Annotated in this window: 17 protein-coding genes; 8 read left to right on the forward strand and 9 right to left on the reverse strand. The window is 62.3% G+C overall.

Annotation, left to right across the window (positions count from 1 at the left end; genetic code table 11):
- The first annotated feature begins 69 nt into the window (after positions 1 to 69).
- Positions 70 to 4,713 (forward strand): DEAD/DEAH box helicase, encoded by a 4,644-nt coding sequence (locus tag JMY24_RS23110; protein WP_201702977.1) that lies wholly within the window; start codon positions 70 to 72, stop codon positions 4,711 to 4,713.
- Between the two features lie 205 nt (positions 4,714 to 4,918).
- Positions 4,919 to 6,922: a cyclic di-GMP phosphodiesterase gene (gene pdeR / locus JMY24_RS23115; protein WP_128596958.1), complete on the forward strand. Its 2,004-nt coding sequence runs from the start codon at positions 4,919 to 4,921 to the stop codon at positions 6,920 to 6,922.
- A 52-nt stretch (positions 6,923 to 6,974) separates the two neighbouring features.
- Here the strand turns inward: pdeR and JMY24_RS23120 are convergent, their stop codons facing one another.
- From JMY24_RS23120 to JMY24_RS23130, 3 genes are all read right to left on the reverse strand, one after another.
- Positions 6,975 to 7,862 (reverse strand): crotonase/enoyl-CoA hydratase family protein, encoded by an 888-nt coding sequence (locus JMY24_RS23120; RefSeq protein WP_128596959.1) that lies wholly within the window; start codon positions 7,860 to 7,862, stop codon positions 6,975 to 6,977.
- 401 nt (positions 7,863 to 8,263) lie between these two features.
- The gene (locus JMY24_RS23125; protein WP_201702978.1) at positions 8,264 to 9,367 is read right to left on the reverse strand and encodes a malate/lactate/ureidoglycolate dehydrogenase; all 1,104 of its coding nucleotides are present in this window, start codon (positions 9,365 to 9,367) and stop codon (positions 8,264 to 8,266) included.
- A 69-nt stretch (positions 9,368 to 9,436) separates the two neighbouring features.
- Positions 9,437 to 10,900 (reverse strand): M20 family metallopeptidase, encoded by a 1,464-nt coding sequence (locus tag JMY24_RS23130; protein WP_128596961.1) that lies wholly within the window; start codon positions 10,898 to 10,900, stop codon positions 9,437 to 9,439.
- 46 nt (positions 10,901 to 10,946) lie between these two features.
- Here JMY24_RS23130 and JMY24_RS23135 point away from each other — a divergent pair, with 46 nt between their 5' ends.
- Positions 10,947 to 11,105, forward strand: a complete 159-nt coding sequence (locus JMY24_RS23135) for a hypothetical protein (protein WP_164853735.1) — start codon at positions 10,947 to 10,949, stop codon at positions 11,103 to 11,105.
- A 75-nt stretch (positions 11,106 to 11,180) separates the two neighbouring features.
- On the forward strand, positions 11,181 to 11,492 hold the full coding sequence (locus JMY24_RS23140) for a superinfection immunity protein (protein WP_128586454.1): 312 nt from the start codon (positions 11,181 to 11,183) through the stop codon (positions 11,490 to 11,492).
- 32 nt (positions 11,493 to 11,524) lie between these two features.
- On the opposite strand, the gene JMY24_RS23145 is transcribed toward JMY24_RS23140, so the two are convergent.
- The 4 genes from JMY24_RS23145 to JMY24_RS23160 all read right to left on the reverse strand — a co-directional run bounded on the left by JMY24_RS23145 (position 11,525) and on the right by JMY24_RS23160 (position 15,703).
- Positions 11,525 to 11,794 carry a YodC family protein gene (locus tag JMY24_RS23145; RefSeq protein ID WP_128586453.1) on the reverse strand — a complete coding sequence of 90 codons (270 nt, stop codon included), beginning with the start codon at positions 11,792 to 11,794 and terminating at the stop codon, positions 11,525 to 11,527.
- A 564-nt stretch (positions 11,795 to 12,358) separates the two neighbouring features.
- Complete coding sequence (locus JMY24_RS23150) at positions 12,359 to 13,378, reverse strand: aldo/keto reductase (RefSeq protein ID WP_128596962.1); 1,020 nt, start codon at positions 13,376 to 13,378, stop codon at positions 12,359 to 12,361.
- An 81-nt stretch (positions 13,379 to 13,459) separates the two neighbouring features.
- On the reverse strand, positions 13,460 to 14,326 hold the full coding sequence (locus JMY24_RS23155; RefSeq protein WP_128596963.1) for an NmrA family NAD(P)-binding protein: 867 nt from the start codon (positions 14,324 to 14,326) through the stop codon (positions 13,460 to 13,462).
- A 63-nt stretch (positions 14,327 to 14,389) separates the two neighbouring features.
- Positions 14,390 to 15,703, reverse strand: coding sequence for a serine hydrolase domain-containing protein (locus JMY24_RS23160; RefSeq protein WP_128596964.1), 1,314 nt, complete (start codon positions 15,701 to 15,703; stop codon positions 14,390 to 14,392).
- A gap of 290 nt (positions 15,704 to 15,993) precedes the next feature.
- Here JMY24_RS23160 and JMY24_RS23165 point away from each other — a divergent pair, with 290 nt between their 5' ends.
- Positions 15,994 to 16,926 carry a LysR family transcriptional regulator gene (locus tag JMY24_RS23165; RefSeq protein ID WP_128596965.1) on the forward strand — a complete coding sequence of 311 codons (933 nt, stop codon included), beginning with the start codon at positions 15,994 to 15,996 and terminating at the stop codon, positions 16,924 to 16,926.
- A 233-nt stretch (positions 16,927 to 17,159) separates the two neighbouring features.
- Here the strand turns inward: JMY24_RS23165 and JMY24_RS23170 are convergent, their stop codons facing one another.
- Entirely contained in the window at positions 17,160 to 17,735 is a 576-nt protein-coding gene (locus tag JMY24_RS23170; protein WP_128596969.1) for a TetR/AcrR family transcriptional regulator, read from the reverse strand.
- 192 nt (positions 17,736 to 17,927) lie between these two features.
- Between JMY24_RS23170 and JMY24_RS23175 the strand changes: the two genes are divergently transcribed.
- The gene (locus JMY24_RS23175; RefSeq protein ID WP_413231264.1) at positions 17,928 to 18,587 is read left to right on the forward strand and encodes a glutathione S-transferase; all 660 of its coding nucleotides are present in this window, start codon (positions 17,928 to 17,930) and stop codon (positions 18,585 to 18,587) included.
- A 294-nt stretch (positions 18,588 to 18,881) separates the two neighbouring features.
- Here JMY24_RS23175 and JMY24_RS23180 read toward each other — a convergent pair whose 3' ends face one another.
- Positions 18,882 to 19,802, reverse strand: a complete 921-nt coding sequence (locus JMY24_RS23180; RefSeq protein ID WP_128596967.1) for a LysR family transcriptional regulator — start codon at positions 19,800 to 19,802, stop codon at positions 18,882 to 18,884.
- 168 nt (positions 19,803 to 19,970) lie between these two features.
- Here JMY24_RS23180 and JMY24_RS23185 point away from each other — a divergent pair, with 168 nt between their 5' ends.
- Together JMY24_RS23185 and JMY24_RS23190 are read left to right on the forward strand one after the other, a co-directional pair.
- A complete protein-coding gene (locus JMY24_RS23185) occupies positions 19,971 to 20,573 on the forward strand; it encodes an NADPH-dependent F420 reductase (RefSeq protein WP_128596968.1) in 603 nt (200 codons plus the stop codon).
- A gap of 3 nt (positions 20,574 to 20,576) precedes the next feature.
- On the forward strand, positions 20,577 to 20,804 hold the full coding sequence (locus tag JMY24_RS23190) for an SRPBCC family protein (RefSeq protein WP_236597481.1): 228 nt from the start codon (positions 20,577 to 20,579) through the stop codon (positions 20,802 to 20,804).
- Positions 20,805 to 20,909: the final 105 nt, after the last annotated feature.

A 20,909-nucleotide genomic window follows, 5' to 3' on the forward strand; every position in this document is an offset into this window, starting at 1 on the left:
GCACGAGGAATGCCGTAGTCTGGATGCCGTCGTCTGGATATCGGGCGTCGCGTCCCCATCTAAGCGGGCATGACCTTAGTGAGCACTTCATCGAGCGCTTCTGTGAGCACCACGACCGCCAATCCAGCCGCCGCAAGCACCGCAGCCGACGCGCCTCGCGAGCTCCCGGCCTCGCTGCTGGCGGACCGCGCCGCCGCGCAGGACGCGCTGGCGGCCTTTCATCCGGCGGTTGCCGGCTGGTTCCTGAAGACCTTCCCCGCGCCGACCGACGCGCAGGCCGCCGCCTGGCCGCAGATTCGCCGGGGCCGCTCGACCCTGGTCGCCGCACCCACGGGCTCGGGCAAAACGCTCACGGCCTTCCTGTCCGCACTCGACGACCTGGTCCAGCAAGGTCTCGCGAACAACGGCGCGTTGCCCGACGAAACGCTGGTGGTCTACGTATCGCCGCTCAAGGCGCTGTCGAACGACATCCGCCTGAATCTGCAAGTGCCGTTACAGGGCATTGCCGCCGAACTCGACGCGCGCGGCCTGCCGCCGCTCGACATCCGCACCGCCGTGCGCACCGGCGACACCACGCAGCAGGAACGCAACGCGCTCAGAAAGCGCGCGCCGCATATCCTCGTCACCACGCCGGAATCGCTTTACGTGCTGCTCGGCTCCGACTCCGGCCGGCGCATGCTTTGTACGGTGCGAACGGTGATCGTCGACGAAATTCATGCGCTCGCGGGCAGCAAGCGCGGCAGCCACCTCGCGCTCAGTCTCGAACGGCTCGACGCGCTGTGCCGTCGACGCCTGCCGCGCATCGGCCTGTCCGCGACGCAAAAGCCGGTGAGCGCGGTAGCACGATTTCTCGTAGGCGGCGCGCCGGTCGACAGCGACATACCCGCCGACTGCGCGATCATCGACGTGGGCCACATCCGCGAGCGCGACCTGGCGCTGGAAATTCCGCCGGTGCCGCTCGAAGCCGTGATGCCGAACGAAGTCTGGGAGCGTGTCTATGACCGTCTCGCGGAACTCGTCGCGCTACACAGCACGACGCTGATCTTCGTGAACACGCGGCGCATGGCCGAGCGCGCCGCGCGTCATCTGACCGAGCGGCTTGGAAAGGAGGCGGTCGCCGCGCATCACGGCAGCCTCGCCAAAGAGCATCGTTTCGACGCGGAACAGCGGCTCAAGCGCGGTGAACTGCGGGTGCTGATCGCGACCGCTTCGCTCGAACTGGGCATCGATATCGGCGACGTCGATCTGGTCTGCCAGATGGGTTCGCCTCGCGCGATCGCGCCGTTCCTGCAACGCGTGGGGCGCTCCGGCCACCATGTCGGCGGCATGCCGAAAGGCAGACTCTTCCCCACTTCGCGCGACGACCTGATCGAATGCGCGGCGCTGCTCGATTGCGTTCGGCGCGGCGAACTCGACGCGCTGCGCATTCCGCGTGCGCCGCTCGATGTGCTCGCGCAACAGATCGTCGCTGAAGTATCGAGCGCCGAATGGAGCGAGGACGCGCTATTCGACCTGGTGCGCCGCTCCGCGCCATACGCGGAGCTCACGCGCGAGCAGTACGACGCAGTGCTGCGCATGCTTGCAGAGGGCTACACGAGCCGCAACGGACCACGCGCCGCGTACATTCATCGCGACGTGGTAAGCGGCACGTTGCGCGGCCGGCGTGGGGGCAAACTCGTTGCGGTCACATCGGGCGGCACGATTCCGGAGAACGCCGACTATGCGGTGGTGCTGGAACCGCAGGCGATCAACATCGGCACGGTCAACGAAGACTTCGCGGTCGAAAGTCTCGCCGGCGACGTCTTCCAGCTCGGCAACGCGTCGTACCGGATTCTGCGCATCGAAAGCGGCCGTGTGCGTGTCGAGGACGCACACGGGCAGCCGCCCAACATCCCGTTCTGGCTCGGTGAAGCACCGGGCCGCAGCGACGAATTGTCGCTCGGCGTCGCGCGCCTGCGCGAGCAGATCGCGCGTCTGCTCGCATCCGATGACGACGCGGCGACGCCGCTCGTGAACGCACAGGCAGCCGACACCGCTTCGAAGGCGACCGCCTCGGAACACCTGTCGGACGCAAGCGCCGCATCACTGAATCCCATGCCCGCGCGGCTCGAACGCGCGATCGACTGGCTCGTCGCCGAACTCGCTCTCGACGAAGCGGCCGCGCGCCAGATCGTCGACTATCTCGCGCGGGCGCGCGCCGCGCTCGGCGTTCTGCCGACGCAAGACACGCTGGTGATGGAGCGTTTCTTCGACGAATCGGGCGGCACGCAGCTCGTCGTTCATGCGCCGTTCGGCAGCCGCGTGAATCGCGCGTGGGGGCTCGCGCTGCGCAAGCGCTTTTGCCGTCAGTTCAATTTCGAACTGCAAGCCGCCGCCACCGAGGACGCGATCGTGCTGTCCTTGACCGGCAGCCATTCATTCGTGCTCGATGAAGTGTGGCGCTATCTTCATTCCAATAGTGCCGAGCGTCTGCTGATTCAGGCACTGCTCGACGCGCCTCTCTTCGGTGTGCGCTGGCGCTGGAACGCGACGACCGCGCTCGGTTTGCCGCGCTATACCGGTGGACGCAAGACGGCCCCGCAATTGCAGCGCATGCGCAGCGAAGATCTGCTGACGAGCGTCTTTCCCGAACAGGCCGCTTGTCTTGAGAACGTGGTCGGCGAGCGCGAAGTGCCGCAACATCCGTTAGTGGACCAGACCATCGACGACTGCCTGCACGACGCGATGGACAGCGAGCGCTGGCTCGCGCTGCTGCGCCGTATTGAAAGCGGCGACGTGCGGCTTGTCGCACGCGATCTGCCGGCGCCCTCGCCGCTTGCCGCGGAAATACTCAACGCAAAACCCTACGCATATCTCGACGACGCGCCCATCGAGGAGCGCCGCACGCAGGCCGTGCTCAATCGCCGCTGGACCGATCCGGCGAGCGCGGATGACCTCGGTGCGCTCGATGCCGACGCGATCGCAAGCGTGCGCGACGAAGCATGGCCGCAAGCACGCAGCATCGACGAAATGCACGAAGCGCTGACAGGCCTTGCGTGCATTACGGAGGCCGAGGCGCAGCAGAACGAGGGCTGGCCGGAATGGCTCACGTCGCTCGCTCAATCGGGCCGGGCGACGCGCCTCGACATTGCCGCCGACGCGGCACTGTGGCTCCCCGCCGAACGGCTGACCTGTTTCGACGCGCTCTATCGCAGCACGAACAGCGGCAACACCAACGGCGGCGCCCGCTTCACACCGCCGCTCACCGCGCCGAAGGGCTACACCGACGAATGGAGCGCCGACGACGCGCTGCTCGACGTACTGCGCGCCCGGCTGACCGGTTTCGGCCCGCTGCCCGCCGACGCGATTGCAGATGCGCTGAAGCTGCCACGGCCATCGGTCGAACAGGCGCTCGGCCGTCTCGAGGCGGAAGGCTACGTGATGCGCGGACGTTTCACGCCGCACACGACGCAAGAGGAATGGTGTGAGCGCCACCTTCTCGCGCGCATTCACCGTTACACCGTCAAGCGGTTACGCCGCGAGATCGAGCCGGTGGAACGGCACGACTTCATGCGCTTTCTTTTCGAATGGCAGCACCTGACGCCGGACACGCGCAGCGAGGGACGCGACGCGCTCGCCGCCGTTCTGGAACAGATGGAAGGCTTCGAGGCCGCGGCAAGCGCCTGGGAAGAAGACATTCTGCCCGCGCGCGTGAAGGCGTATTCGAATACTTCGCTCGACGAACTGTGCCGCGCAGGCAAGATCGTCTGGACGCGGCTGACGGAGCGCTCGCGCAGCGCGGCGGGCCCCGTGCGCAGCACGCCTATCGTGCTGCTCCCGCGCCCGCAGGTACGCGCCTGGAGCGCGCTGATCGACCCCGAGCGGCAGCCCGAGCTATCGGCGCGCGCTCAATCTGTGTACGACGCACTGTCGCAGCACGGCGCCATGTTCTTCGATGAATTGCTGCACGAACTTCGCGTATTGCGTATCGAACTTGAGAACGCGCTGGGCGAACTGGTGGCAGCCGGTCTCGTCAACTCGGACAGTTTCGCGGGTCTGCGCGCGCTGCTCAAACCGGCAGCGAAACGCAACGCATATTCGGGCAGCCGGCGCGCAAGATCGAGTGCTGGATTGGGCGCGCTGATCGGCGGAATGGACGACGCGGGACGCTGGGCGCTCGTCAACCGGCGGCCTTCCGTTGCCGCGAGCGCGGAACTCCCCGCGCAAGCGGATCGGCCGCAGCAACAGCAGCAGCGGCGCCGCCAGTTTCCGCCCGACACCTTGGAACATGTCGCGATGACGTTGTTGCGGCGCTACGGTGTCGTGTTCTGGCGCGTGCTCGAACGCGAAGCCGACTGGCTGCCGCCATGGCGCGATCTGCTGCGCGTCTATCAGCGGCTCGAAGCGCGCGGCGTGATCCGCGGCGGACGCTTCGTCAACGGACTCGCTGGCGAACAGTTCGCGTTGCCGGAAGCGATCCCGCTGTTGCGCGAGGTTCGACGGCATGCGAACGATGGTGCTTTTGTGTGCGTCGGCGGCACTGATCCGCTCAACCTGGCGGGCACCCTGCTGGTCGGAGAACGCGTTCCCGCCGTCGCGGGCAATCGCGTGCTGTACCGCGACGGCGTCGTCATCGCAACGCTCGCAGCGGGCGCCTTCTGGTTCGAAGCGTCGGTAGAGGCGAGCCCGATCGAGCGCGAGCGCGCGCGCAGCTGGCTCACCCGCAGGTTCTGACGTAGCGCGTCCGTAAAGAGTGCCTGGCGTAGCACCTTTAACGGCGCTTTTTTACCGGCCCGTTCGGCTCAGCCAAACCACACGTCATTCATGTTTATGGCCCGAATTTCAGCCGCTTCGCTACAATGGGCCGTCTTTAAGTATGATGAGACTGTCTGCCGTAATCCGCCATCAGGGCCGAAACGGCAAACCGCCCGGGGATCCCATGAATGACGACCATCACGAGCAGGTGCTTTATGCGCAGTTCGGCACAAGCAGCCCTTGCTGGCGTCTGTCGAGCGACAGCAACGCGCTCGAACTGACGCCAGTCACTGGCGATATGCCAGCCAATGTTGCCATTCCGCTCAATCCTCAGCAGGCATCGCAAATCCGTTGCCTCACTGGCATTACGTCTCACCTGGTTCTCGACGTGCGGCTCTTCGGCGAGCCTCTGCGTTTGCACCTCGTCGGCAGAAAGATCAACAGCTGCAGTTGGGCCGGCACCGCGTCCGCTTATGACGACACCGAATCTGTCGCGCGCGATCTGATGCATGGCCTGTCGTTCGCCGAGCAGGTCGTGTCCGAAGTGAATTCCGTTGTCGTGATCGTCGACCGGCACGGGCGAATCCAGCGCTTTAACCGGCTCGCGGAGGAACTCACGGGCGTCAAGGAAGAGAACATCGTCGGGCGCAATGTGTGGGCGCTGTTCATGTCCTCGGAAGACGGCGCGGCGTCGAGTCAGAACATAGCGGGCTTCTTCAATCGCGGCGTGTCGTACGAAGTCGAGCGGCGCATCAAGACACTGCACGGCGAACGGCTCTTTCTGTTTCGCAACAAGTTCGTGCAGAGCGGCAGCGGCGTAGACGAGCAGTACCTCATCTGCTCGGGCACCGACATCACCGAGGAACGTCTTGCGCAGGAGCGTCTCACGCAACTTGCCAACACGGATTCGCTCACGGGCCTGCCCAATCGCAATGCGATCCAGGACAAGATCCGCACCGCGATCGACGAGACGTCGCCGGGCGAATCGGTGGGTGTGCTTTTTCTCGATCTGGATAACTTCAAGAAGGTCAACGATCACTACGGCCACGTATTCGGCGACCGTCTGATCCGCGACGTGTCGGCCGCGATCGGCATGTGCCTGAATGAAGGCGACACGCTCGCGCGGCTCGGCGGCGACGAGTTCATCGTGCTCGCGGCAAAAGACACGGCGCACGAACTGGAGGCAACCGCGCAGCGCATTCTCGAACGCATGCGCACGCCGTTCAGCCTCGGGCTAGTCGAAGTCTATACGGGCTGCTCGATCGGCATTGCGCGCTATCCGGAACACGGCGACAACCTTGAGTCGCTGATCCGCTCGGCCGATACCGCCATGTACGTCGCGAAAGACGAAGGCAAACGCACGCACCGCGTGTTTTCGCCGGATATGAACCGCAAGGTCGCCGAGTACATGTGGCTCGACACGAACCTGCGGCGCGGCCTCGAAGAAGGCCAACTGACGCTGCACTATCAGCCCAAGCTGCTGCTCTCAACCGGCGCGGTGCAAGGCGTGGAAGCGCTGGTGCGCTGGAATTCGCCGGAACGCGGGCAGATCATGCCGGCGGAGTTCATTCGTTATGCCGAAGAGTCCGGTTTGATCGGCGTGCTCGGCCGCTGGGTGATGCAAACGGCTGCGAAACAGGCGGCCAAATGGCAAGCGGACGGCTACAACCTGCGCATCGCGATCAATGTGTCGGCGCGGCAACTGGTGGATACGGCGGTGGTCCGGCATTTCACCGAAGCGCTTGAGCAGGCGAAGCTCGAACCATGCCTCGTCGACGTGGAACTCACCGAGAGCTGCCTGATCGAGGACGAAGCCGCGGCCATCGACCTGATCAAGCAGTTCCGTCAACTTGGCGCGCAAGTGCATCTGGACGACTTCGGCACCGGCTATTCGTCGCTATCGCAGTTGGGCCGCATTCCGCTCGATGTGATCAAGCTGGACCGCAGCTTCGTGCGTTCGATCAACGCCGACACCAAAGCGCAAGCACTCGTCCGCTCCATGGTGGTGGTTGCGCAGGAACTCGATTTCAAGGTCGTCGCCGAAGGAATCGAAACCGAGTCCGAAGAGGCTTTCATGAAAGGGCTGGGCGTCGAATACGTGCAGGGCTACCTGTACGCTCATCCAATGCCGGCCGCGGACTTCGAGCGCTGGTTGCAGGACAGGCAGAAGCTCAGGCTGATCGCCTGAGCTTGCGGCTTGCGCGTCGCAACGGGCGCACTTCGGCCGCGGGTGGATTGAGTCAGCCGAAATTGGCCGCGCTAGCAGCCGTCTGCCGCAAGTTGGACGTGCGGCGGTTTTGCAGCATCACGAGCCGCTCCATGAAGGCAAGATCCTTCTCTTCGATCATGAAGGCGGCGTCCACCCAATCCTCGGTAATTTCCATCAGTTCGGCCCGCGGCAATTGCAGCACGCGTTGGCGCGCTCGCAGCATCGCGCGGATGCCGTTCATCTTCGGCTTGAGCGTGTCGATGAACGTGCGGGTCGCCACGTAAGCGTCGCCCGGTTCGAACAACTGGTCGACGAGACCCTTCTCCCGATGCCATTCCGCCGTGTGCGGTTCGCCCACGCCGATCAGTTCCTCCGCGAGACGCATGCCCGCCTTGCGCGCAACCAGCGAATAGCCGCCCATGCCGGGAAACAGATTGAACGCGATCTCGGGAAAGCCCATGCGCGCGTCCGATTGCGCGAGCAGGAAGTGATGTGCAAGCGCGGCCTCGAAGCCGCCGCCGAGCGCCGTGCCCTCGACCATCGCAATCGAGATCGCGCCCGTATCGAAGCCGCGCGCCGCCGCATGCACGCAGTCGACACACGCACGTGCATACGCCAACAGCGCCTGGCGCTTGCCCGAGCGAATTGCATCGGCGAAGAAATCCAGGTCGCCGCCCACGTTGTAAATGTTGGGGATCAGCGAGCCGGTCACCCAGAAGTCGATCGGCAAGCCGGACTCCCGTGCGGCCTGCGCGAGCCCGAGAATGTCGTGGACCAGATCCAGATTGAAACAGGGACGCGGCTGCGCGCGCAGCATCATCCACATGACATTGCGGCCTTCTTCGTAATAAGCGGAGACTTGCGACAGATTGCCGGCTTCGAGGAACGGGCGGCAGGCGTGGTGGTTATGCAGATTCATTTTGAACGGTCCTTTAGGGTTAAACACTGATATTGCAATGCGAGCCTAAAGCAGACCGGAATCGGATGGGAGCGGGATAACCAACAGATCAATGCAACGAAATCCCGAAGCCTTGCGCGACGGGCGTCACAGCGGCGCATGACAGCGGTGCGGCGTGCGCCGCACCGCAAACGCTTGCGCGGCGAAGATGCACGACAATGCACGACATTGCATGCCGGCGGGCAATGCAATTAGCGGACGAGCAGAGGCGGAATTCGCTTGCGAATTCGAAAGGAAAAGCAAGGCGCGCCGATTAGGCGACGCAGTCGAAAATGCCGCTTGCGAATATTTTTTTATTCGTGGGCTAACAGACGGAATATCTATATTGCATAAACGGCAATCTGCCCATTATCCAGGAGTCGCTATTTGAGCGACGCCGACCAGCGCGCGACCTCTTCTGCGCCCATGCCGACAGCGAGCGCGGCCGTGCAGATCTGCGTCCATGTGGCCGCATCGACCGGAATGCCGTAGGCTTCGCGCTCCGCGCGCGTCACGCGCTCCGGCTCGCCTGGCTCATAGATATGTTCGACGCCCGCTGCGAGCGGCGAGGCCTTGACCCACGCGATAAACGCGTCAGCTTCCGCTTGCGCGTCAGGGGCGTCGAACGCCGCCGGGTCGATGATGACCGAAAGCATGCAATTGATGATTGCGTTGGTGGTGCCGAGCGTGTCCGCGTGCGTGGTGAAGCCGCCCGCCAGCGCGCCGCTGAATATCTCGCACATGGCGGCAAGCCCGAAACCCTTATGTCCGCCGAACGGCGTCAGCGAACCGAACGGCGCCTCGTGCATGACTTTGGGATCGGCCGTCGGCATTCCTTCATGGTCGATCAATGCGCCCGGCGGCACCTGCTTGCCCTGGTTGTAAGCGACGCGCGTCTTGCCGTACGCGACCGTGCTCGTCGCGAAGTCGAGCACGAGCGGCGGCTTGCCGGGCCGCGGATAAGCCGCGCAAAACGGGTTGGTGCCGATGCGGCGGTCCGCGCCGCCAAACGGCGCGACGAGCGGATCGCCCGCCACATTGACGAAGTGAAACGACACGAGCCCCGCTCGCGCGCATTGCTCGGCCCAGTGACCGATGCGGCCGATATGATGCGCATCGCGCAGCCCGACTGCGCAAATGCCGATGCGCTGGGCTCGCGCGATGCCCTCTTCCATTGCCTCGAAAGCGACCACCTGGCCGAAGCCTTTATGGCCTTCCACCGTGAGCACGGCGCCCGCGTCTTTGACGACGTCGGCATGCAGATTCAGCCGCAGTTGCCCGTCGGCAAGCGACGCCACGTAGCGTGGAATCATGCCGACGCCGTGCGAATCGTGCCCTGTCAGGTTCGCGGCCACCAGATGATCCGCGATCAGTTCGGCTTCACGCGGCGCGCTGCCCGCCTGCTCCCAGATCGCCCGGACGAAGGCGTGTAGTTGATCGGCCGCGATGCGGGGCGTGGTGGATTGAGCGAGTTTTTTATCGTTCATTCGAATCGGGGCGCTAGTGAGTGGCAACGCAAGCGGAACAGGAACCGCGACAGGTCGGCAAAAAAACGGTCAGGGTGCGGCGGCAATTACCTGCGCAACGGCGGCCGTGAGCTTCTTGCCGTACGGCACATGCAAGAATTCGTTCGGCCCGTGCGCATTCGACTTCGGTCCCAGCACGCCGCATACCATGAACTGCGACTTGGGAAAGCCCGCCTTCAGCACGTTCATTAGCGGGATCGTGCCGCCCTGCCCCATATACGCGACGTCGGCACCGTAATGCTCGCGCGATGCAGTGTTGAGCGCGGTCGCGAGCCACGGTGCGAGGTCGGGCGCGCTCCAGCCGCTCGCTGCTCCGGCGTCCGGCTTGAATGTCACCTTCGCGTTGTACGGCGGGTCGAGTTCGAGCAGCGCCTTGAGTTCCGCAACGGCCTTTTCCGCTTCGATCAGCGGCGGCAGGCGCAGCGACAGCTTGAACGCGGTGCGCGGACGCAGCACGTTGCCGGCGTCGGCGAGTGCGGGCAAGCCGGCTGCACCGGTCACCGACAATGACGGACGCCACGTGGAGTTGAGCAACGCCTCCTTCGGATCGGTCGTGGTGGGCAGCACCTGACGGCCGTCCTGACCGCATGCCCACGGCAGCTTCTTCCACACGTCGTCGCCGAGAATTTGCGCGGTCGCTTCGGCTTCGCGCAGACGGTCGGCGGGAATCGGGCTATGAAAGCCCTTGGGCAGCAGCGTTCCGTTGGCGGAGTCCTCCAGACGGTCGAACAGCTGCCGCATGATGCGGAAGCTCGACGGCGCAATACCGCCGTAGCCGCCCGAGTGAATGCCTTCGTCTAGCACCTGCACTTCCAGGTCGCCGGCGACGAGCCCGCGCAGCGACGTGGTGAGCCACAGCTGATCATAATTGCCCGCCCCCGAGTCGAGGCAGACCACGAGACCGACGTTGCCGAGCCGTTCGCGCAATGCGTCCACGTAAGGCAGCAGGTCGTAGCTGCCCGACTCTTCGCAGGTTTCGATCAGGCCGACGCAGCGCGGCCGCTCGATACCTTGCGCGTCGAGCGCGGCGAGCGCGGTGATGCTCGCGTAGATCGCATAGCCGTCGTCGGCGCCGCCGCGGCCGTAGAGCTTGTCGTTTTCGAGCTTCGGCGTCCACGGGCCGAGATCCTTGCGCCAGCCGTCGAATTCCGGCTGCTTGTCGAGGTGGCCGTACAGCACGATGGTTTCGTCGCTGCCTGAACGCGTCGCCGGCGTCTCGAAGAAAATTACCGGCGTGCGGCCCGGCAAGCGGACGATCTCGAGTTTCAGACCGCGCACCGGCTGCTGCTCGACCCATTGCGCGGCGTCGGTAATCACGCGTTCCAGGTAGCCGTGCTTGACCCACTCGGGATCGAATGCCGGGCTCTTGGCCGGCACCGCGATGTAGTCGGTCAACGCAGGCACGATCTCGTCGTTCCATTTGCGGTCCACGAATTCGCGAAGCGTGTCGGGATTCAGGCGTTGAGCCTGCTGGGTCGTATCGTCGGAGATCATGATGGCGGTCCGTAACAGGGTTCGGTTTCGTTCGAGCGAAACGAACATGATAGACCTGATGCCCGCGGTGCTGAAGTCTTCGTCGCTTGCCGGCGTGCCGTCGGGCTGTCGGATGGCGGCGGATGGCGGCGTGCACGACTCCCGTCTGCGTCCGCAGGCTTTCGTTCAGGCTGCACGCGTCACACAATCGCGCGACAATCGGTAGGTGAGCTGCGCGTGCAGGCTCGCTTCATAAGCGGAGCGTTGACCTTGGCCGAGCCGTATTTCCGGGAGGCGACATATGAATGACAAGATCGTCGTTCAGATCATCGCCGTGATTATCGCGCTGGCGCTGTATTTCCTGCCGGCGATTCTGGCCGATCGGCGCAAACGCGTCGACGTGCTGACGCTCGCGCTATTCAACGCGTGCGTTGGGTGGACCGTTCTTGGCTGGCTGCTCGCGCTCTACTGGTCGTTGCAGCCGAACCCGCCGAAGAACCTTGCGGGCGACGTGGTGGAAAAACGCAAGATGGTACGCATGCGCGCGTTTTCGTCCGCGCTGCTGCTGCGCGTGCAACAGCGCAGCACAACGCGGGATGGTTCGCAGGAATAAGCCCGGGAGAGCCGCAGCAGAAACAGCAGCCGTTATGCCGCGCGGCCTATCCGGTTCCACTGCACGGAGCCCGCCGGAATGGAACGCGGCTCGGCGCGCACGCTGGAAGGCGCGAATACTTCGCGGCGCAGTTCGCCATGGTCGTCGAACCACTCGCAGATCAGCCAGTCGCCGGGATTGAGCGCCACCGGGCCCGCATACGTAACGGTCATGCGCGGGCCGCCGTCTTTCAACGTGACGACGTCGCCGATTGAGAACCGGGCGGGAGGCGGTGTGAGTGCGTCAATGGTAGCGGTCAGCATATCAATCCTCTACGGAACCGTTAGCAGTATTCAAGTCATTGCGCCGTCTATCGACTAAGACCTATTGAGGGATACCTCTAAACGCGCTCAGATTAACAATTGAAATTAAAGACGGCAAGCGCTTTTTTATTGATACCGATTTCATAAAACCGGGAAAGACAATTTGACGCACTGCAATTCCGGGTTAAACCGGAGCAACCCCATGGCGGCGCCCGGACCGCCACAGTGCGGCAACGCACAGACCGCAAGACTTACTGCCCCAGCTTTGGCATGGGGTAGAAAATGCGTGTGCGAAAATGCTTCAATACTGAAACAAATTTTAATCCCGTCGGGGTAGTCGCAACTTCGCCAACCCCGCCGGATTACCTGTGAACTGATCAATCATCGGTAAATGCAGCTGTAATTAAAATGAATTCCGTGTGAAAAGCATAATCATTTTTCCGCAGCGGCACAGCTATGAAAACGATTACCTTCGCAGCGTTTTTCAAACGGCCGCGGCGGCCCGCCGCAACCCGAGTTGCTGATGCCGCACGAGCGCAGGCAAGATTCCGAACTCCCCGCCACTCATCCGCAGGTGCGATCCCCGTCATGGAAGCGTTGCATCCAGTAGGGGAAGGGAACTGACGGTTCAGATACTTTATCGAGCCGCCCGCACTGTTCGGATGTTAGTGCGAGATCTTGTGCGTCGAGGTTAGCTGCGAGCTGCTCGCACGTGCGGGCTCCGACGATGACGGAAGTGATCTGCTCGCGCGCGAGCAACCAGCCCAATGAGACTTGAGCCGGCGTGGCCCCAAGTTCGTCGGCGACTTCACGCAATACTGCGAGGATCGGCTCCGCCCTGACTGTATCGACTGGCGGAAAGTCGAGTTTGGCACGCCGCCCGGCAGCTTCGCCATTCTGCGAGTACTTGCCGCTCAAGTAACCACCTGCGAGCGGACTCCAGACCAGAAGGCCCATTGTGTTTGTCGCTGCAACCGGCATGATTTCGTGTTCGATATCGCGACTCGTCAGCGAATAGTGCACCTGATTGCTCACGACACGAGCCCGATCGGTACGGGACGTTATGCCGACGGCTCGCTCGAGATCGGCTGCACTGAAATTACACACGCCAATGTGGCGGACCTTGCCTTGAGTAACGAGATCGTCCAGCACACGAAGCGTCTCGTCGAGCGGAACGAGCGCGTCACGGTCATGCAACTGGAACAGGTCGATGTGATCGCGACCGAGTCTCTTCAGGCTTGTCTCGACCGAGCGCATGATGTGCGAGCGGCCCAATCCCACTTCGTTCTGGCCGGTACCGGTGCGTAGCCGAACCTTGGTCGCGACGAGCATTCGATCTTCGTCCAGCCCCAGCGCTTTCAGCACATGGCCCACGACCTCTTCTGAGCGACCTTGCGAATAGGCGTCCGCTGTGTCGATCAGATTGACGCCGCGTTCCACGGCCATCGCGACGAGCCGGGCGGCCTGATCGCTGTTCAAGCCGGCAATATTGCCCCAGATGCCCGAGCCAGCACCGAAAGTCATTGCGCCCAGGCTCAGCCGTGAAACGCGTAGACCAGTTCTGCCAAGCGTGCTGTATTCCATCGTGTATTCCTTGTTTGAACGAAAACCTGATGCATCGGTATAGAAAGACCCAGAGTCCACGCGTCGCGCTATCGGCTCTGGTCAGGTTCGACGCGACACAAGCTCGCCCAGAACGGTCTCCAGTTCGACGTGGCCGCGCAACATTTCGCCAGAACTGCTTTCGAAATCGATCCAGCCTTCGTTGAAGCCGTCCAGCATGCGCATGCGAGGTAGAGGATGCTTCATGCCCTGCGTGCGGAACAGCGCTTCCCACGTCTGCCTTTCGACGACTTCCGCACGTACCCGACGACGCAACACGCCGGCGAAAGCCGCTGCGAGATCGTTAGGACTCACCCGGCGTGGCCCTTCAAGTTCGAAGACGCGCACACCGCGCCACGTCTGCTGAAGCAGTTCAGCAGCAACGCGGCCTACATCCGCGGTGGCGACCATCGGCACCGGCTTGTCGAGCGGCTGCAGGTAACTCGCAATGACGCCATCGTCGCTTGCAGACGCAACATCCCATGCGGCGTTCTCCATGAACCAGCCAGGCCGCAGGAACGTCACGGGCATCGGCATCTCGCGCAGCGCCTGCTCCATCAGCGTGCGTTGAGTGAGCAGGTTGACCTCGTCGGCCTGCGCGCCGATCGTCGAGAGGCAAACGACCTTGTCGGGCCGTGCCTTCAGGAGTGCTGCGGACACAGCCTCTATCACTGTGCGCGCTTCAGGGAACCCGGGCTCCGGGTCGAACTCCGAAGGCGGCAGGATGAAAACGCCCGTCGCGCCTTCGAACGCGGCGGCGAGCGACGAAGAGTCTTCCATGAAAGCCGTCGCGATCTCGCAACCTCGCTCTGCCCAAGCCTCGGCCCGCGTCGCATCGCGCACGACTGCGCGCACCGGCTGACCAGTAGCCAGCAGTTCGCGGGCCAGTGCGCCGCCCACCTTGCCGGTGATTCCTGTGATTGCATACATTGCTCGTTCTCCATGTGTGGATATATCGGTTGATTCAGCGTCGATGTGCCGACGGTCAATCGCTCAGGCGCGACGCAAACCGTCGTAAAACGCCTGCTCGAACTGTCCGTACAGGTTCACGACGCGCGCATCGTAGAAGGGCAGCATCTGCGTAAAGATTGATCCCGCGACCCGCTTGACCGGATCCACCCAGAAGTAGGTGTTCAACAACCCGGCCCAGCTCACGCTGCCTGCGCTTCGTCCGTGGGGTCCTTGCTCTGTATTGATGTCGAACGACAGCCCCCACTTGTGCGCCGTACCCGGAAACTGATCGAAGCTGTTCGACCACGACGGCTGCGCCGTTCTCATTTCCGCGACCTGCAGATCGCCAATCTGATTGCGGAACATCGTCGCGACGGTGTCGGCGCGTAGCACGCGTTCGCCGCGATACGTGCCGCCGTTCAACAGCATCTGCAGGAACGCCATGTAGTCGCGCGGCGTGCTGAAGAGTCCGCCTCCGCCCATGAAAAATTCGGGGCGCTGGTTGATCTCGAACGGCTCGGGCGCGAGTGAGCCGTCGGCCTGACGCCTGTGCATGGTCGCGACGCGCTGCTTCTGCTTGCTACCGATGAGAAAGCCCGTGTTGCGCATGCCCAGCGGATCGAAGATGTGCTCGCGGAAGTAGACTTCCAGCGACTGATCGGTCACGGCCTCGACCAGTTTGCCGACCCAGTCCATGCTGATGCCGTACTCCCAGCGCTCGCCCGGCTCGAACTCGAGCGGCGCCGCGAATGCACCGTTCATCGAATAGCCGATGTCCGGCATGCCTGTCACCGTCTCGTACCGGCTGAGCTTGTCGCTCCAGATGCTGTAGGTAAAGCCGGAGGTATGCGTGAGGAGATGGCGCACCGTGATCGCATTGCGCGCAGGACGCAGCTTGGGCTGCCCGGAAACGTCGAATCCGTCGAGAATTTGAGGCGACTTCAATTGCGGCAGGATCTCGCCCGCAGGTTGATCCAGCCGCAGTCTGCCCTGTTCGATGAGCTGCATGCACGCGGTTGCGGTAATCGCCTTTGTCATCGACAGGAGCCAGAAGACTGTGTCAGGACTAATGGCCTCGCCAGTGCGGGCGTTCGCCCGGCCACATGCTCCTTCGTAAACCAGTCCGCGGTCGGTTGCGCCCATTGCGACAACAGCGGCAACCGTGCCGTCGTCCACCGCCCGTTGCAGGCACTGATCGATCGAACTGTAGGCCGGGTGATGGGCTAGCGCGGCGTCGCCACGCGGACGCTGCGGTACTGCCCGCGCGTCGCGGCTTGCGACGCCACCAAGTGTCGCAAGAGCCAGCAGGCTCGACGCTCCTTTCAGAAGACGACGACGATCTGTTTGAACTGCCATTTTTCGTTTCTTCCCGAATGAATGAATGAATCGCGGCATTACAGTGCTTCAGTGATTGGCGAAAAACGCGCGCCGCGACCGGTTCCCGTTGATGCGTCCAGCGGATGTCTCGGTGAGACGTATTCTGGACAAGCACCAAACGAAACAAAATGACATGGATGTCATCAGATAAGTGACAACGAGTCACCGATTTGGCATGATCGACGGACACGTCCAGCACTGCTGAGCGGCGCAGCGTTCTCCTTCACCGGATTGATCGCGCTCCGCCACACGTATTAACTTGAGCAACCATGAGATCCAGTAGCGAGAAGCTTTCCGGCAGCATTAGCGTGTTCGCCGCCGTAGTGGATGCGGGAACGTTTGTGGCCGCTTCGGAGGTGATAGGAATGACGCCGCCGGGCGTCAGTCGGGCGATTGCGCGGCTGGAAAAAAGGTTGAACATCCGGCTCTTCAGCCGGACAACGCGCTCCGTCTCCCTGACTGAAGAGGGCCGCCGCTTTTACGAGCAGGTCATGCCCCATCTCGCCGGGCTTGAGGAAGCAGCGGCCGCTGCGGCAGGTGGCGCGTCCGCTGTGCGTGGAAAGCTGAGAATCAATCTGGATCCTGTCGTCTACCGGACCATTCTCGGGCAACAACTCGATGCGTTCATGGACGCACACCCCGAACTCGAAATCGAGTTCATCGCGCGAGACAGTCTCGGCGACCTCGTCATGGACGGCTTCGACCTCGCCGTGCGATTCGGCGAACCCAAAGCGTCTACCCTGATCGCGAGAAAGCTGCTCGACACCCGCATCGTGACGGTCGCAGCGCCCTCGTACGTTGCTCGCTGGGGACGGCCGTCAAAACCCGCGGACCTGGAAGGTCGGAGCCACAGATGCCTTGAATTTCGCAACCCCGAGACAGGCAAGCCGTTCCAGTGGGAATTTCATCGCAAACGAAAACGCATTGTGGTCGACACCCAGGGACGACTCACGGTCAACGATCCGGGCGCCCTCCTCAACGCATGTCTCGCCGGTTCCGGAATTGCTCAGATGTTGCTGCTCGGTGCCGAGCCCCTGATTGCCGACGGCCGATTGATCAATCTCTTTCCCGAATGGGTAGACGAACGGTATCCGTTATACGTCTACTACGCATCCCGGCACCACGTGCCGGCAAAGACCCGCGCTTTTCTTGACTTCGTAGTGGAGCTGACGGGCAATCACCAGCGCGCCGCCACGCGTTGATGCTGTCGCGGCGGACCGGTGAGGCAACATCGAACGGCCGGTTACGTATGCGTTGCGGTCTGCCATGATCAGCGTGTCGGGAGATTCGGTCGACCAATGTGATTGACATGCGGCAATGACCGGCCAGGAAGCGACAGTGAGCAGGTCGCCTGCCCCGAATTCGTCGGTCTGCCTCTTCCGAAAAGCAGCCCCGTAGACTCCGGCTTACGAAGTCCGAAAAGGCCGATGCACCGCTATGCCGGCAGGAGGCCAGTCACGCGATAGCTCTCTATCAACGCGTCATACAGCGAGATATCCGAGCGGCTCCTGGCAATGAGCTGAGCACCGGCGACGGCGGCGAAGATCGCGCGAGCCCGCCCTTCGCTCTCTGCGGTACTGACCACGGCCGCAGCGGACAGAACCTTACCCAGCCACGCAACATTGACATCGGCAAACGTGTAGACCTCTTTCATCACCGCTTCCGGCAGGTCATCGCTTTCGGCGGCCATGAAGCTGCACAGGCATATGCGATTACCACTTTCGAGTGCCTTGCGAAAGGTATCGGGATATTGGCGCAGGCAGCTGGCCGGGTCCGGGGATTCGGCCAGCAGGGTATCCAGAGCAGCCGCTGAATCCTCCCAATAGCGCCTCGCTACTGCCGCACCGAGCTCGGCCTTGTTCGTGAAGTGATGGTAGATGCTTGCGGCCTTGATGCCGACATCTTCAGCCAGATCACGAAAATTCAACCCGCTGTAGCCATGCGCCTGCGCAATCCTTGTGGCGGCCGTCAGGATTCGCTCCCTGGAATTTGAACTCGCTTCATTCCTCACCGCTGCCGCCCTCGTAATCAGGAAATGGATGTTGACAGGCAACATTATAGCCCTTATGTTTACTCTAACGAACGTTAGGTAGGCAGATAAACGATGAGTTCCGCCTACCGCTTTTTCCGATGGAATCAACCTATAGAGAGGCAAGCAGTGAGTTCCGACATCATCCATTTCGACGAAACCCAACTTCCTATGATGAAGATTTACGACTTTCCAAGCGGCCCCTATCCGACACGCGTGCGCATCGCTCTGGCCGAGAAGAAGCTGCAATCGCGCGTCCAGTTCGTCATGGTCGATCTTTATAAAGGGGAACACAAAAAGCCTGAGTTCATCGCCCAGAAGAACTACTCGGGCACGCTGCCGGTGCTGGAGCTCGACGACGGCACCCTCGTTGCCGAGTGCACGGCGATTACCGAATACCTCGATGCGCTTGATGGCGAGCCCACCCTCACTGGCAGGACACCGCTCGAGAAGGGCTTGATCCACATGATGAACAAGCGCGCCGAGTTGGAGCTGCTCGATGCCATCAGCGTCTATTTCCACCACAGCACGCCGGGGCTGGGGCCGGACGTTGAAATCTATCAGAACCCCGAGTGGGGATTCCGTCAACGCGACAAAGCCCTGAGGGGCATGCAGTACTTCGACGACGTTCTGAAAAGACAACCATTTGTCGCCGGGGAAGCCTTTTCGATGGCCGACATCGCGGTCATCGGCGGTTTGATCTTTGCGTCGATTGTGAAGCTACCGGTGCCTCCGAAGTACGAGGCGCTTCAGGCGTGGTACGCAAGGATGCAGGAGCGCCCCAGCGTAAAGAATCAGCCGGCGTTCTCAGTCCTGACCGCGACGTCCGATTGAATTCGATGTCTGTGAACGACTGCTTTCGTGATTAAGCGCGGGTACCCCGCGCTGTGGTTTTATCTACCTGCCATGTAGCGGCCCCTCTCCTGTTCGCCCGTCTGTTGCGGACTGACCTGCAATGGCGACTACTAAACCGGACGTTAGCGCTACTTCTTGTGATGTCGATCATCCCGATGTGGCTTACGTAAAGATATCCGGCCAGAAGTGGTCGTCGCCAGGCAGCGGGAACCTGATCAAATAACTGCCGGGATGTCCAAAAGGCAAACATTGCAAGAAGAGAGCCCAAACCTCCTAAGGCGCGTGGACGCCGTCAGATTGCTCCCATAGAGCCTTCAAGTGGTCGACGAACCATTTGCCCGCGGGTCCTGGAGGCCGCGAGGGTTGGTGATATACCGACATGGTCAGCATCCAGCCGCTAGGCGGCATCTCGTCCACGTCCAGAATGACCAATCTACCTGCCTCGATGTCCTGCTCGACCATGTGCAAGGGCATTCCTCCCCACCCCACGCAGTCTTTGAGAAACGCGTATTTCGTCGACAAATCCGCCAGACGCCAGGTGGAGGCTGACGCAACCCCGAAGTCACGACCTGCGGTCAGATCCGACCTGTCAGTCAGGACCAGTTGGACGTGTTTGGCAAGTTCACGCCGTGGTATGCGATGACCCACGCCTGCGAGAGGATGGTGCGCCGAAGCAACTGCGACGAGCGGCAGATCGCCAAGCCGCTCGCTAACCAATGACGGGAAAGCCTGCGGCAGCGGTGGCAGGATGCCCAAACTGCATCGCCCGTCGAGAACGGGTTGATAGGCCGCTCCCAGGCCCTCGACGAAAAGCCGCAGCGGCGTCAGCGGAAAATGCTCTGCGAATGCTTTGGCGACGGCGCTGACCACCGACGTGGGGAAGAAAACGTCGACCACCACTGAGAGTTCCGCCTCCACTCCCGAAGTCATGAGTTTGGCTCGTGCCTTTAGCGTGTCGACCCCGGAGACGACGTTGCGGGCGTCAGCGAGCAACAGCACGCCCTCCGGTGTGAGCTTCGGGAACCGGCCGGAGCGGTCGAACAGCGCGACGCCTAATTGATCTTCCAGTCCGCCGACCCAGCCGCTCACCGCGGACTGAACCCGGTTGAGCCTTCGGGCGGCAGCCGAGAAGCTCCCCTCATCCACAGCAGCGATGAAGGTTCTGAGCTGATCCAGCGAGATTCCATCCAGCATTTGTCAAGTAATCCATCTCTGAGGTAGATGGATTGTATCTCGATATCCCGGCTTCTCAGATGCATATCGCACTGCCATTATTTCTCCCAACGCAGCGGCGTTCTTGTGAGGCTCATTCGCTGTACTGCACATGGCGCAGACCGGAACCCATCCAACTCAGGAGTTGTTATGACCTCTTCCATCATTGGCAGCGGCAGCGTCGGCGCCGCCATTGCCCGTCAGTTCGCCCGGAGCGGCATCACGGTCGGCATCGCTAACACACGCGGGCCGGAGTCAATCGCATCTATGGCCCGCGAACTGGGCGACAAGGTGGTGCCCCTCACGCTCCAAGCGGCGCTCGAGGCCGATGTGATCATTCTGGCGGTCCCGTTCCGGGCCCACCGCGACGTCGCCAGAGCTGCGGCGAACTGGAAAGGCAAAGTCGTCATCGACGCCACCAATGCCTATGGCGTGCCGCTCTCCGAACTGGGCAGCCAGCCATCCTCGGCGATCGTAGCGAAAGCGTTTCCGGGCGCATCCCTTGTCAAGGCGTTCAATCATTTGCCCGCCAAAGTACTCGCCGAGAATCCCGTCAGTGTCGGCGGCCGTCGAGTCATCTTTCTGTCCAGCGACGACGAGGCTGCAAGCGCGACGGTCGCCGCCCTAGTCGAGCGGCTCGGCTACGCGGCGGTCAGTCTCGGCAGGATCGCCGAGGGCGGTCAGCTCGTGCAGGCCCGGGACAAGAGCTGGGCGCCCCTGATTTTCCAGGATCTGTTCAAGAAGGAGCTGTAAACCATGTATGACCATGTCATCTGGCCAGAGCGCTACGACCCGAAAACGTCAGCCATCTACGCCCTCAACGACATCGACGTGAAAGCGCCGCCCGAAGTGGTGTGGAAGCTGCTCGTCGACGCGAAGAACTGGTCAAGCTATTTCCCGCCCGAGGACCAGGTCGAGATCCTGTCGGGCGAGTCGGAACTGGCCTTGGGAACCCGCTACAGCCGCGTGACGGTCGGCTGTTGATTTGCACCGCGAACTGACCCACTTTTTGCATCTAGAATTGACCCACCCCTGATGCTCAGAAACATCATTCTGGTGCGTCGATTTCCTCCTCTTTTTGTCGTTTGG

The organism is Paraburkholderia kirstenboschensis (assembly GCF_904848585.1).
Classification (GTDB): Bacteria; Pseudomonadota; Gammaproteobacteria; order Burkholderiales; family Burkholderiaceae; genus Paraburkholderia; species Paraburkholderia kirstenboschensis.

Bases quoted from the DNA above. Each gene is read 5' to 3' on its own strand.
- JMY24_RS23180 (WP_128596967.1), bottom strand. From the start codon at position 19,802: ATGCTGGATGGAATCTCGCTGGATCAGCTCAGAACCTTCATCGCTGCT.
- JMY24_RS23190 (WP_236597481.1), top strand. From the start codon at position 20,577: ATGTATGACCATGTCATCTGGCCAGAGCGCTACGACCCGAAAACGTCA.
- JMY24_RS23175 (WP_413231264.1), top strand. From the start codon at position 17,928: ATGAAGATTTACGACTTTCCAAGCGGCCCCTATCCGACACGCGTGCGC.
- JMY24_RS23135 (WP_164853735.1), top strand. From the start codon at position 10,947: ATGATAGACCTGATGCCCGCGGTGCTGAAGTCTTCGTCGCTTGCCGGC.
- JMY24_RS23155 (WP_128596963.1), bottom strand. From the start codon at position 14,326: ATGTATGCAATCACAGGAATCACCGGCAAGGTGGGCGGCGCACTGGCC.
- JMY24_RS23185 (WP_128596968.1), top strand. From the start codon at position 19,971: ATGACCTCTTCCATCATTGGCAGCGGCAGCGTCGGCGCCGCCATTGCC.
- JMY24_RS23120 (WP_128596959.1), bottom strand. From the start codon at position 7,862: ATGAATCTGCATAACCACCACGCCTGCCGCCCGTTCCTCGAAGCCGGC.
- JMY24_RS23145 (WP_128586453.1), bottom strand. From the start codon at position 11,794: ATGCTGACCGCTACCATTGACGCACTCACACCGCCTCCCGCCCGGTTC.
- JMY24_RS23165 (WP_128596965.1), top strand. From the start codon at position 15,994: ATGAGATCCAGTAGCGAGAAGCTTTCCGGCAGCATTAGCGTGTTCGCC.
- JMY24_RS23160 (WP_128596964.1), bottom strand. From the start codon at position 15,703: ATGGCAGTTCAAACAGATCGTCGTCGTCTTCTGAAAGGAGCGTCGAGC.
- pdeR (WP_128596958.1), top strand. From the start codon at position 4,919: ATGAATGACGACCATCACGAGCAGGTGCTTTATGCGCAGTTCGGCACA.
- JMY24_RS23130 (WP_128596961.1), bottom strand. From the start codon at position 10,900: ATGATCTCCGACGATACGACCCAGCAGGCTCAACGCCTGAATCCCGAC.
- JMY24_RS23110 (WP_201702977.1), top strand. From the start codon at position 70: ATGACCTTAGTGAGCACTTCATCGAGCGCTTCTGTGAGCACCACGACC.
- JMY24_RS23125 (WP_201702978.1), bottom strand. From the start codon at position 9,367: ATGAACGATAAAAAACTCGCTCAATCCACCACGCCCCGCATCGCGGCC.
- JMY24_RS23150 (WP_128596962.1), bottom strand. From the start codon at position 13,378: ATGGAATACAGCACGCTTGGCAGAACTGGTCTACGCGTTTCACGGCTG.
- JMY24_RS23140 (WP_128586454.1), top strand. From the start codon at position 11,181: ATGAATGACAAGATCGTCGTTCAGATCATCGCCGTGATTATCGCGCTG.